Annotated in this window: 12 protein-coding genes; 6 read left to right on the top strand and 6 right to left on the bottom strand. The window is 69.4% G+C overall.

Annotated elements, in window-relative coordinates; genetic code table 11:
- The first annotated feature begins 96 nt into the window (after window positions 1-96).
- On the top strand, window positions 97-924 hold the full coding sequence (locus ACZYY4_RS14795; RefSeq protein WP_463810748.1) for a serine/threonine-protein kinase: 828 nt from the start codon (window positions 97-99) through the stop codon (window positions 922-924).
- On the opposite strand, the gene rsmA is transcribed toward ACZYY4_RS14795, so the two are convergent.
- The 3 genes from rsmA to ACZYY4_RS14780 form a co-directional block, all read right to left on the bottom strand.
- A complete protein-coding gene (gene rsmA, locus ACZYY4_RS14790; protein WP_463810843.1) occupies window positions 861-1,868 on the bottom strand; it encodes a 16S rRNA (adenine(1518)-N(6)/adenine(1519)-N(6))-dimethyltransferase RsmA in 1,008 nt (335 codons plus the stop codon). The genes ACZYY4_RS14795 and rsmA overlap by 64 nt on opposite strands.
- A complete protein-coding gene (locus tag ACZYY4_RS14785) occupies window positions 1,841-2,959 on the bottom strand; it encodes a transglycosylase family protein (RefSeq protein WP_463810747.1) in 1,119 nt (372 codons plus the stop codon). Before ACZYY4_RS14785 ends, rsmA begins: the two co-directional genes overlap by 28 nt.
- Window positions 2,960-3,070: 111 nt before the next feature.
- The gene (locus ACZYY4_RS14780) at window positions 3,071-3,907 is read right to left on the bottom strand and encodes a TatD family hydrolase (protein ID WP_463810746.1); all 837 of its coding nucleotides are present in this window, start codon (window positions 3,905-3,907) and stop codon (window positions 3,071-3,073) included.
- Window positions 3,908-3,931: 24 nt separating this feature from the next.
- Between ACZYY4_RS14780 and metG the strand changes: the two genes are divergently transcribed.
- Window positions 3,932-5,473, top strand: a complete 1,542-nt coding sequence (gene metG, locus ACZYY4_RS14775) for a methionine--tRNA ligase (RefSeq protein ID WP_463810745.1) — start codon at window positions 3,932-3,934, stop codon at window positions 5,471-5,473.
- Between the two features lie 29 nt (window positions 5,474-5,502).
- On the opposite strand, the gene ACZYY4_RS14770 is transcribed toward metG, so the two are convergent.
- Entirely contained in the window at window positions 5,503-5,856 is a 354-nt protein-coding gene (locus tag ACZYY4_RS14770) for a hypothetical protein (RefSeq protein ID WP_463810744.1), read from the bottom strand.
- A 94-nt stretch (window positions 5,857-5,950) separates the two neighbouring features.
- Here ACZYY4_RS14770 and ACZYY4_RS14765 point away from each other — a divergent pair, with 94 nt between their 5' ends.
- The 3 genes from ACZYY4_RS14765 to ACZYY4_RS14755 are packed head-to-tail and all read left to right on the top strand — an operon-like array spanning window position 5,951 to window position 9,303.
- Window positions 5,951-7,129 carry an NAD(P)/FAD-dependent oxidoreductase gene (locus tag ACZYY4_RS14765; RefSeq protein WP_463810743.1) on the top strand — a complete coding sequence of 393 codons (1,179 nt, stop codon included), beginning with the start codon at window positions 5,951-5,953 and terminating at the stop codon, window positions 7,127-7,129.
- On the top strand, window positions 7,126-8,022 hold the full coding sequence (locus ACZYY4_RS14760) for an RNA polymerase sigma-70 factor (RefSeq protein WP_463810742.1): 897 nt from the start codon (window positions 7,126-7,128) through the stop codon (window positions 8,020-8,022). The genes ACZYY4_RS14765 and ACZYY4_RS14760 overlap by 4 nt, the downstream gene beginning before the upstream one ends.
- Before the next feature lie 21 nt (window positions 8,023-8,043).
- Window positions 8,044-9,303, top strand: coding sequence for an aminodeoxychorismate synthase component I (locus tag ACZYY4_RS14755; protein WP_463810741.1), 1,260 nt, complete (start codon window positions 8,044-8,046; stop codon window positions 9,301-9,303).
- 12 nt (window positions 9,304-9,315) lie between these two features.
- On the opposite strand, the gene ACZYY4_RS14750 is transcribed toward ACZYY4_RS14755, so the two are convergent.
- Complete coding sequence (locus tag ACZYY4_RS14750) at window positions 9,316-9,921, bottom strand: TetR/AcrR family transcriptional regulator (protein ID WP_463810740.1); 606 nt, start codon at window positions 9,919-9,921, stop codon at window positions 9,316-9,318.
- Between the two features lie 84 nt (window positions 9,922-10,005).
- Between ACZYY4_RS14750 and ACZYY4_RS14745 the strand changes: the two genes are divergently transcribed.
- Window positions 10,006-11,091, top strand: a complete 1,086-nt coding sequence (locus tag ACZYY4_RS14745) for an oxygenase MpaB family protein (RefSeq protein ID WP_463810739.1) — start codon at window positions 10,006-10,008, stop codon at window positions 11,089-11,091.
- A gap of 8 nt (window positions 11,092-11,099) precedes the next feature.
- Here ACZYY4_RS14745 and rsmI read toward each other — a convergent pair whose 3' ends face one another.
- Window positions 11,100-11,936, bottom strand: a complete 837-nt coding sequence (gene rsmI / locus ACZYY4_RS14740) for a 16S rRNA (cytidine(1402)-2'-O)-methyltransferase (protein ID WP_463810738.1) — start codon at window positions 11,934-11,936, stop codon at window positions 11,100-11,102.
- Window positions 11,937-11,949: the final 13 nt, after the last annotated feature.

Here is an 11,949-nt window from a genome sequence, read left to right as displayed (position 1 = left end):
CATCTATTTTTAGCCGTGTAATCATCTGTTTCTTAGTTTTCGGCGATCCGCGCGCTCCGGCGACGAAGTCGGCGCCGTCGCCATAACCTGAGGAGCATGGGCGAAGCCGGCGCGGAGTTCGGCGGCTACCTGGTCGACCGGGAGGTCGGGCGCGGCGGGCACGCCACCGTATACCTGGCCCACAACTCCCATCTCCAGACCGACCCCGCCGCGCCGGTCGCGCTGAAGGTCCTCGACGAAGCGCATCGCACCCCCGTCGAGCAGGCCCGGCTGGACCGCGAGTTCGAGTTCGCGCGCATCCTGGACCACCCCAACATCGTCACGGTCTACCGGCACGGGCCGTACTGGCTGGCGATGCAGTTCGTGGACGGCGGCAAGTCGAACCGGCTGCAGATGTTGCCCGATCAACTGTCCGCACTGGCTCAGATCGCCGACGCGCTGGACTACGCCCACCACCAGGGCATCGTGCACTGCGACGTCAAACCCGCCAACATCTTGATCCCCGCGGACTTCCCCCGTACCGGGGCGGTGCTGACCGACTTCGGCTCGGCCCACGCAGTCGTCGAGGACGTGTGGAGAAGGCCACGCAACGTCAGCAACCCCGAGGTCTCGCTGCCCTACACCGCGCCGGAGATCCTGTGCGGCAAAGCCCCGTCAGCCGCCACCGACGAATACGCGCTGGCCTGCACCGCTGTCGAGTTGCTCACCGGGGCACCGCCCTTCTCCGCACTCAGCGCGGCCGAACTGGTGGATGCGCACCTGCGGCGACTGCCGCCGCCCGTCTCGACGACGTTGGGTCCGACTGCCCGGGCCCTCGACGTCGTGGTGGAACGTGCCATGGCCAAGTTCCCGGCGCGGCGCTACGGCTCCTGCACCGAGTTCGTCGAACAACTATCCCGGGTGCTGGGCGAACCGCCCGGTTGATGCGGCGGTCCCAGCTTCGCCTCTCCTCCGTCGAGCCTCGCTGAACCGCCGGGTTGATGCGGCGGTCCCGAGATCTGAAGCAAGCGAACGAAATCCGCGATCGACAGGGTCTCACCGCGCCGCATCGGGTCGATACCGGCGGCCTCGAGTCGCTCGGCCGCCTGCGCACCCGATCCGGCCCAGCCCGCGAAGGCATTGCGGGAAGTCTTGCGGCGCTGGGCGAACGCGATATCGATCAGCGCGAAAACCTGTCGGCGAAACGCCTCGTCGGTCGGCCATGGCGCGGCGTCGTACCGGTCGATTCGCACCAGCCCGGAATTCACCCGCGGTACCGGCCAGAACACGCTCGGCGGCACCGTGCCGCAACGGCGCACCGCACCGAAGAACCGGGCCTTGGCGCTGGGCACTCCGTAGTCCTTACCGCCCGGTTCGGCAGCCAGCCGCTCGGCCACCTCCAACTGCACCATGACCATCACGGTCCGGATGGAGTCGAATTCGGCCAGCAAGTGCAACAGAGCCGGGACGGCGACGTTGTAGGGCAGGTTCGCCACCACCGCCGTCGGCTCAGGGACCACCTCGTCGCGTCCCAGGGTCAACACGTCGCGGCCGAGCACCGCCAAGCGGTCGGCGTCGGCGGGCGCGCGCTCGGCGACGGTTCTCGGCAGCCGGTCCGCCAGCACCGGATCCTTCTCGACGGCGATGACCGTCGGGCCGTGCTCCAGCAGGGCCAAGGTCAGCGAACCGAGCCCGGGCCCGACTTCCAGAACATGGTCGGCGGCGCTGATCCCGGCACCGGCAACGATCCGGCGCACGGTATTGGCGTCGTGAACGAAGTTCTGCCCCAGTGCTTTCCGGGGCCGCAGGTCGAGTTCTCTCGCCAGGGCTCTGATGTCGCCGGCCCCGAGCAGTCCGATGGTCAGCGTCTCCCGCTGCACACCGGCCAGGCGCCCCAACCCTGCCGCGCCTGGGTGACCTCGGCGATCGCGATCTGTTCCTCGCGGGTGGCCAGGTCGGCGCGCGGGGCATACTTCAGCCCGCCGTTGGCGATCCAGGTGCCGTAGTCGAACTGCACGCCGCCGTAGAAACCGTTACCGGTGTTGATCGCCCAGTTGTTGTGTGACTCACAGCCGGCGATGCGGTCCCACGCGGCGCCGTAGATCGACGGCGGCACCTCGGTGCCCGGCTTGGCGCCGACCCGCAGCACCGAGTCGCGAGCCGGGGCCACCACGGCGTTGGACACCGGCAGGCGTCCCGTCTCGGCGCCGTTGACGACGGCCACCGAATAGGTCACGTCCTGGGTACCCGGGGTGCCCGGATCCTCGACGACCTGCCGACTGACGTTCATCGCCGGGTCTTCCACCCGGCGGGCGGCCGGGGGAAGCGGCACCCGCTCGGTGACCTGCTTGACCCGGATCCGGGTCACCTGGATCTGCATCCCCTCGGTGACCGGGGTCGAGGCCACCGGGCTGACCTTGTCGGCCTGCTCCAGCGGGGCGCCGTCGGCGGCCAGCAGTTCAGCGACATTTCGCGCGGCCAGGCGCACCGTGCGCACCACACCGCCGTCGTCGATCACGACAGTCTTGGCACTGAGAACCGGCAGCGCCATCCCGGCCAGCGGCACCCGACTGCCGCGGGATGCCGCGGCCGGGGCGGTGTCGGTCATCGACAGTTGCGCCAGAGCCTCGTCGACGGACAGGGCCGTCGTCCACACCTGCTTGGGCTCCCGGCCGTCCAGCGACAGCTGCAGCGGTCGACTGCGCCGCACCACGATCGTGTCGGCGTCGTGCACCCGGGCGTCGAGGGCGGGGGTCACGTCGTCGCGCTCGCCGACGTCGAACCCGTTCTCGGCGACGACGTCGATCACCCGCGACCGCATCGTGGTCACGGTCACCGGAGCACCGTCGACATCCAGCGTCACGGTCTTGGCGCTGGCGACCGCGAAGCCGCCGGCAAAGGTCAGCACCAGCAGGAGCGCGCCGACCAGCATCCGCAGCATCGGCGACGGGGCCTGATGCAGCCTGGTCAAAGTGTTCAAGGAAAAAACCTCACGACACGGCAAAGGGGCCCTTACGGTGCCCCATGTTTGATAACGAGACGGTAACGAACCCCCAGCGTTGGGGCAACCGAATGTGACCAGCTCGACGTTTCAGCGCAAGTCGTACACCCGACGGGCGTTCTGGCTCGTGACCGCCGCCAGCTCTACTGCCGACTCCCCCAGCAGCTCGGCCAGCGCCCTGACAGTGTATGGCAGGCAGTAGGGCTCGTTGGGTGTGCCGCGGTAGGGGTGGGGGGTCAGAAACGGCGCGTCGGTCTCCACCAGCAGCTGCGCCCGCGGGATCAACGGCGCGGCCTCTCGCAGTTCACGAGCGTTTTTAAAGGTGACTGTGCCGGACAGGCTCAGCACCCAGCCGGCGTCGACGCAGGTGTGAGCCATCTCCGGGCCGGACGAGAAACAGTGGAAGATCACCGTCTCGGGGGCGCCCTCGGCGCGCAGGACGTCGAGCACCGCGGCGTCGGCGTCGCGGTTGTGGATCATCAACGGTTTGCCGGTGCGTTTGGCCAGGTCAATGTGCCAGGCGAAGGCCTCACGCTGAGCCTGCGGTTCGGCGCAGCCGTCCAACCGGCCCGGCCAGTACAGATCCATCCCGGTCTCCCCGATCGCCACCACCCGCGAGTGGGCGGCCAGCGCCTCGATCTCGGCGCGGGCGTCGTCGGTCAGGCCCTCGGCGCGGGTCGGGTGCAGGGCCACTGCGGCGTAGACACGATCGTCGGCGTCGGCGGCCCGGGTCACCCAGCGCGCCGAGTCCAGGTCGTCGGCGACGGTCACCACCGCCTGCACCCCTACGGCGGCGGCTCGGTCCACGATCGCGCGCAACGCGTCGTCGTCGTCGGCGCCGCACGCATCCAGATGGGTGTGCGCGTCGACCAGCCCAGGCAGCGGCTCCGGCGCGGGCGGCGGAGCCGCTGACCGATTGGAGCTCACCAGCACACCATAAGGTGATCGGTGATGAATCCCTTCTACGTCACCACCGCGATCACCTATCCCAACGGTGACCCGCACATCGGCCACGCCTACGAGTACATCGCCACCGACGCGATCGCCCGCTTCCACCGGCTCGACGGGTTCGACGTTCGGTATCTGACCGGCACCGACGAGCACGGGCTGAAGATGGCTGAAACCGCGGCCGCCGAAGGGATCTCCACCGCTGAGCTGGCGCGTCGCAACTCCGATGTGTTCGAGCGCCTGCAGCGCAAGCTCAACATCTCCTTCGACCGATTCATCCGCACCACCGACGCCGATCACCTGGAGGCGTCCAAGGCGATCTGGGAAAAGATGGCGGCGACCGGTGATATCTACCTGGACGCCTACTCCGGCTGGTATTCGGTGCGCGACGAGCGGTTCTTCACCGAGGGCGAGACCCGGGTCACCGAGGACGGCACACGGGTGGCGAACGACACCGGGGCGCCGGTGACGTGGACCGAGGAGCAGACCTACTTCTTCCGGCTGTCGGCCTACACCGACAAGCTGCTGGCGCACTACGAGGCCAACCCCGGCTTCATCGCCCCGGAGGTACGCCGCAACGAGGTGGTCAGCTTCGTCTCGGGGGGTCTGCGCGACCTGTCGATCTCCCGCACCTCGTTCGACTGGGGTGTGCAGGTGCCCGGCCACCCCGACCACGTGATGTACGTGTGGGTGGACGCCCTGACCAACTACCTGACCGGGGTCGGCTACCCCGACACCGACTCGGAGCTGTACCGGCGTTACTGGCCGGCCGATCTGCACATGATCGGCAAGGACATCATCCGGTTCCACACCGTGTACTGGCCCGCGTTTCTGATGTCCGCGGGAATCGAGCTGCCACGCAAGGTTTTCGCGCACGGCTTCCTGCTCAACAGCGGCGAGAAGATGAGCAAGTCGGTCGGCAACGTCATCGACCCGATCGAGTTCGTCGAGAAGTTCGGTGTCGACCAGGTGCGGTATTTCCTGCTACGGGAGATCCCGTTCGGCCAGGACGGCAGCATCTCCGACGAGGCGATGATCAGCCGGGTCAACGCCGACCTGGCCAATGAGCTGGGCAACCTGGCGCAGCGGTCGCTGTCGATGGTGGCCAAGAATCTGGACGCGGTGGTGCCGGCGCCGCTCGCGCCGACCGGCGACGACGACGAGCTGATGGCGCTGGCCGACGGGTTGCTGGACAAGGTGCGGACGGCGTTCGCCGCCCAGGCCATGCACCAGGGGCTGGAGGCGATCTGGCTGATGCTGGGCGCGGCCAACCGGTACTTCTCCGCCAACGAGCCGTGGAAGTTGGCCAAAAGCGAATCGGCTGCCGATCAGGCCCGCTTCGGCACTGTTTTGTACACCACGCTCGAGGTGGTGCGGATCGCGGCGCTGCTGGTGCAGCCGGTGATGCCCGAATCGGCGGGCAAGCTGCTGGACCTGCTGGGCCAGTCCGCCGAGCAGCGGATGTTCACCGCCGTGCCGGTGCGGCTGACGCCGGGCCTGACGCTGCCGGCACCGTCCGGGGTGTTCCCGCGCCACCAGTCTTGACGGCTGCAGACCTACGCCACCTGCTCCGGCTACGTCTCGTCCAATCGCACGACCACCTTCACCCCGCCCAGCTCGTCCCGCTCGGCGACGCCGTGCCCGGTCCGGTCCGCTCCGTCGAGCCGGATCCGCAATGGGGCCCCGTCGCCCAGGAAATTGCGCCACCAGGCCTTCGCATCGGGCATGGCGACACCGATGTTCACCTGGTCGCCCTTGCGCCAATAACCCACCGGAAGGCTGAAGGTCTGCCCGGAACGCCGCCCGACGTAGCTGATCATGGTGAGTCGCCGGCCCAGCTGCGGGCCCAGCAGCGGCGCGGTGACCAGCGCCGTCGTCACCGCGTTGAACGCCCGAATGAACACCCGCGCCGGCCCGCCGAACCCCATGGGCCCACCCTACGCAGTGAAACGGATCACACGTCGTCACAACCCGACGGCCCCCGGTGTCTTGAGGGCATAACCCCGAAGACAGGAGCAACTCATGAACCGCACTCGCGTTGTCGTCGTCGGCGGTGGGTACGCCGGCACCATGGCCGCCAACCACCTGCTGATGCGTCCCGACATCGACGTCACCCTGCTCAACCCGCGCCCGGTGTTCGTCGAGCGGATCCGGCTGCACCAGCATGTGACCGGCACCTATCGGGCCGATTTCGACTATGGCGACCTGCTCGGCGACGGTGTCCGGCTGGTGGTCGACTCGGCCGAACGGATCGACGCCGCCGACCGCCGGATCCAGCTGGCCTCGGGAGCCGAACTGGGCTACGACTACCTCATTTATGCCGTGGGCAGCACCGGCGCAATCACCCCCGAAGTTCCCGGCGCCGCCGAATTCGCCTATTCCATCGGTGAATTGGAGCCGGCGCAGCAGCTGCTGGCGCGGCTCGGCGACCTGGCGCCGGACGCCCCGGTGATTGTGGTCGGCGGCGGGCTGACCGGCATCGAAGCGGCTTCCGAACTGGCCGCCCACGGCCGGGCCGTCACCCTGGTGTGCGGCGGGGCACTGGGGCCGTCACTGGGCGCGCCGGGTCGCCGCTCGGTGGCCAAGGCGCTACGCAAGCTGGACGTCGAATTGCTCGAAGCCGCCAAAGTTGCCGAGGTCCGCGCCGACGCGGTGGTGTTGGACGACGGCACCGTGCTGCCCGGCGCGGTAACCGTCTGGACGGCCGGCTTCGGTGTCCCGGACCTGGCCGCGGCCAGTGGGCTGGCCACCGACGCGCTGGGCCGGCTGCTCACCGACGAGACCCTGACCAGCATCGACAACCCGTGGATCGTGGCGGCCGGGGACGCGGTGGCGCCCTCGGGCCGGCCACTGCGGATGAGCTGCCAGGCAGCGATCCCGCTGGGCGCCCAGGCCGCCAACACCGTGCTGGCCCGCCTCGCCGGCACCCAACCGGCTCCGGTGAACCAGGCGTTCGTGGCCCAGTGCCTCAGCGTGGGCCGGCAGGCAGCGACCGTTCAGTTGTCCCGCCGCGACGACACCCCGGTCAAGGCGTTCGTCGGCGGCCGGGTGGCCGCGGCGGTCAAGGAGGCCATCTGCAAAGCCACCGTGTGGGGGATTCGGCGCGAGGGAGCCAAGCCCGGCTCCTACCGTTGGCTCAAGGCCGGCGCCCGGCCGGCCTGCATCGACCAGGACATGACCCAACAGGAGGCGGCGGTGTGAGTACCGAACACGCCGAGCGGTTCACCGAGCTGCGGCCGCTGCTGTTCACCATCGCCTACGAAATCCTGGGCTCGGCAACCGAATCCGACGACGTGCTGCAGGACAGCTACCTGCGGTGGGCCGAAGTAGAGACGGCAGGCGTTCGGGATACCAAGCCGTATCTGGCTCAGCTGGTCACCCGCCAGGCGCTCAATGCGCTGCGGGCGGGTGCCCGGCGCCGCGAGGAGTACGTCGGCCCGTGGCTGCCCGAGCCACTGCTGCTCGACGAACACGACCCGTCGGCCGACGTCGTGCTCGCCGAATCGGTGTCGATGGCGATGCTGGTGGTGCTGGAGACCCTGAGCCCCGACGAGCGCGCAGTGTTCGTGCTGCGCGAGGTGTTCGGGTTCGACTACGACGAGATCGCCGCCGCGGTGGGCAAATCGGCTACCGCGGCACGGCAGGTCGCCCACCGGGCCCGCGGTCACGTCCAGGCCCGCCGGCCGCGTTTCAGCCCGGTGGACCCGGCGGAGAGCGCCCGCATCACCGAGGAGTTCATGACGGCGGCCGCCGGCGGGGACATCGCGACCGTGCTGTCGATGCTGGCCCCCGACGTGGTCTGGACCGCCGACAGCGGCGGTAAGGCCAGCGCGGCGCGCCGGCCCATCGTCGGAGCCGACAAGGTGGCCCGGTCGGTCATCGGACTGCTGCGCCTGGGTACGGAGCTGCCCGACGTCCGGATCGAGATGGCGATCTGCAACTCCGCCCCGGCGATGCTGCTCCACACCGCGGGCCGACTCGAAGGCGTGTTCACCGTCGAGATCGTCGACGGCCTGATCACCAACTTCTACGCGATGCGCAACCCGGACAAGCTGGCGGCGCTGGCGGCCGCCCGAGAGATCACCCGCAGCTGAAGCGTCTGTCAAGCTAGTGCGGTGCGAATCGAGCGGCTCGGCGGCCTGGGTGCGGCACCGGAGGTGCTGCGCGCGGTCGGCGACGCCGCCGCCCGGCGCGGGCTGCCACCGCCGGCCGCGCTGACCGGCGAGTGGTTCGGCACCCGGGCGGTGATCGCCCCAAGCGTTGCCGTCGAGGCGGTGCGGCCCGATGAGGTGTTCGACGTCACGGGTTCGGCGGGAGGCTTGCACGCTGCGGACGCCGGCGCGGTGGGCGGCGGCTGGATCGGGTATCTGTCCTACCCCGATCCCGGCGCCGATGGCCGGGCGCCCCGAATTCCCGAGGCCGCCGGCGGCTGGACCGACTGTGTGCTGCGGCAAGACGGTGAGGGGCAGTGGTGGTTCGAGAGCCTGTCCGGCGCGCCGATGCCGGGCTGGCTGACCGCGGCGCTGAGCACGCCGGTGCCGGCTCGCGGTTGCCGCATCTTCTGGGACACACCGGACCGGCAGGCACACCGCGCCGGGGTGCTGGCCTGCCTGGAGGCGATCCGGGACGGCGAGGTGTATCAGGCGTGCGTGTGCACCCGGTTCACCGGAACCGTCACCGGCGCTTCGCTGGACTTCTTCGCCGACGCGGTGGCGCGCACCGGACCGGCGCGGGCGGCCTACCTCGCCGGCGATTGGGGCGCGGTGGCCTCGCTGTCACCCGAGCTGTTCCTGCGCCGCCGCGGCGAGGTCGTCACGTCCAGCCCGATCAAGGGCACGCTCCCACTTGACGCCCGTCCGTCGGCACTGCGGGCCTCGGTCAAGGACGTCGCGGAGAACATCATGATCGTGGACCTGGTGCGCAACGACCTGGGCCGGGTGGCCATCACCGGCTCAGTCACCGTTCCCGAGCTGCTGGCGGTGCAGCCCGCGCCGGGCGTGTGGCATCTGGTGTCGACGGTGTCGGCTCGGGTACCGGTGCAGTTGGGCATGGCGACCCTGCTGGATGCGGCGTTCCCGCCCGCATCGGTGACCGGGACACCCAAACACCGTGCTCGCCAGCTCCTTTCAGAGTGGGAGCCGCATCCGCGCGGGATCTACTGTGGCACCGTTGGTTTGGCGTCACCGATAGCCGGCTGCGAACTCAACGTCGCGATCCGCACGGTGGAGTTCGACGCCGACGGCGGCGCGGTGCTCGGGGTGGGCGGCGGCATCACCGCGGATTCCGACGTCGACGCCGAATGGCAGGAGTGCCTGCACAAGGCCGCACCGATCCTGGCCGCCGATCAGTCCCGGGAACGCAGCACCGCGTCGTAAAGCGTTGCAGCGCTACTTGGTGTCGGCGCGCGCCGGCCGAACCGCCGACAATGCCAATGGCAAAAGATGTTGCCGCGCATAGCGTTCGGCGTCGGCGCGGCTTTGCAGCGGTTCATGGATCCGCTGGGTGAGCACCAGCGAGTGGGTCAGGCGCACGAAGATCTCGGCCAGCCCGTGCGGATCGTCGACGGTGATACCGCCACGGCGTGCGGTGTCGGCGATGTGCCCGGCCAGATAGCTGGTCGCGAGTTCCAGCGCCGGCCCCGCGCCAGTGGTCAGTGCCGGCAGTACGGCCTCGGGGTCGGTTTGCAGCGTGCGGCTCAGCATCGGATGGGTGCAGACCCGCCAGTAGATGCCGGTGAACCCCGCCACGAACCGGTCTTCGTAGCTGTCCAATGCCGCCGCCTCGTCGTCGACGGCGGCAAAGATCTCGTCGGCGACCTTGCCCAGCACGGCCGCCAGCAGTTCCTTCTTGGTCGGCCAGCGCCGGTAGACGGTCATATGCGAGACCCCGGCCCGTCGGGCGATCTCTTCCATGGAGGCCCGCCGCACACCGAAATCGAGGATCGTCTGCAGGGCGGCGTCCACTATGCGTTCACCGGTCTCGGCGACAGGCATGACGCGATCCTTCCACAGCGATGCTTCCCAACCCGATGTGATGATGTTAGCGTTTCAATAACTTACTAACATCAGGAGGTTGTCGTGCCGGAATTGCTTTCCCATGACGATCGCCCAGCCGGCCCGACCGCCGATGACGGTCTCGACCTGCTGCGCGGCGACGGGCTACGCCCCCGGGTGATGGCGGATTTCCGCAAGCATCTGGGCAGCGTGCTGAACGGAGTGTTCGGCGGGGTGCTTTTCGACGAGGTGGCCATGCTGCCGATCGCTGCCTCGGTGGATCACACCGGCCGATTCCGCGACAACTTCACCGACCGTGCGCTGCGCAGCGCGTTCAGCGGACAGGCGATCCTCGCCGGCGCCGAGCAGCGCAAGAAGCACGCCCAGTGGCTGATCGGCCAGCACCGCAGCGTGCACGGTACCGGCGTCGGCGAGTACGACGGGGTCCGCTACAGCGCGCTGGACCCCGACCTGTGGCTGTGGATCATCGCCAGTGCGGTGCACGCGATCATCGTGTCGTATCCGGTGTGCAGCGGGACCACGTTGCGGCCCGCGGAAAGCGAAGCAGGATACCAATATCTGCGCCACCTGTTGAGCGACCTGGAATTGCCGAGTCAGCGGGGCCGACTGCCCGCGACGTTCGACGAGTTCGAGGCGTACTACGAGGAGACGGTGGCAACCGGGTTGGCCGCCAACGGATTTCTGCGCGGCCAATTCGCCACACTGACCCGGTTGCCGCTGCCCACCCTGCTGCTGCCGGGGTGGCTTCGTCCCGCACTCACCCCGCCGTGGTTGCTGGTGCGGCCGCTGCTCGGGCACGTCGTTCAGGTCTGCTCGGCCAAGACCATGCACCCCGATGTGCTGGCGATGATCGGATTCGGCCTCAAGCGCCGCCACGACTGGGAATTCGCCGTCTACTCCCGGTTGCTCCAGTTGGCCTGGCTGCTGCTGCCGGATCGGCTGTTGCTCGACCCCATCCACTACAACCGGGTGCGTCTCGACACGCTGCGCGAGCGACTCGACGGCTCCGCGCGCGCCCGGGCCCGCTACGACCGGGCGGCGAAGCGTCTGCAGCGCCAGAATGCCTGGCTCGCCGCCTTCTACGACAGCTACGGCCTCGACACGTTCGCGGTCCCCGACCATCGGGCGGGGTCCTGCCCGTTCGGGTGACTCGCCGGTCAGTCCCGGGAACGCAGCACCGCGTCGTAAAGCTCGCGCCGTGACACTGCGGCCGATGTTGCGGAGATCACCTGCGCGCAGGCATCTTTGACCCGCATACCCTCGGCGGCCAGCCGGTTGACCTCGGCCACCAACGTCGGCAGGTCGGCGCGCGGGACCGCCCCGGCCAGCACCACGGTGATCTCCCCCAGCACTCCGCCGAGCGCCCAGTCGGCCAGCTCGGCCAACGTCCCGCGCAGCACCTCCTCGTGGGTCTTGGTCAGCTCCCGGCACACCACCGCGCGGCGCTGGGCGCCGAGCTCGCCGACCGCGTCACGCAGGCAGTCCGCCAGCCGCCGCGGCGACTCGAAAAACACGCAGGTGCGCCGTTCGTCGGCCAGCGCTGCCAACCACGTCCGGCGCGCCGCCGGCTTGCGTGGCGCGAAACCCTCAAAGCAGAACTTCTCGCCGGGCAACCCGGACACCGCCAGCGCCGTCGTCACCGCAGACGGGCCGGGTAGACAGCTCACCGGCAGCCCGGCGTCGGCGCAGGCGACCACCAGGCGATAACCCGGGTCACTGATCAGTGGCATCCCGGCGTCGCTGACCACCAACACGGTGGCCCCGTCCTGCAGCTCGGCCAGCAGCGCGGGCACCCGCGCCGCCTCGTTGGCGTCGAACAGGCTGACCACCTTGCCGGCGATGTGCACGTCGAGCGCCTTGGCCAGCGTCCGCACCCGCCGGGTGTCCTCGGCGGCCACCACATCGGCGGTGCCCAGTGCCGCGACCAGCCGTGGCGACGCGTCACCGGGCTGGCCCAGCGGGGTGGCACCCAGCAGCAATCGACCATCGGCCATGGCGCACAGCCTA

It is taken from the genome of Mycobacterium sp. IDUB_21, from assembly GCF_055419425.1.
This window is presented reverse-complemented; position numbering and strand designations above follow the sequence as displayed.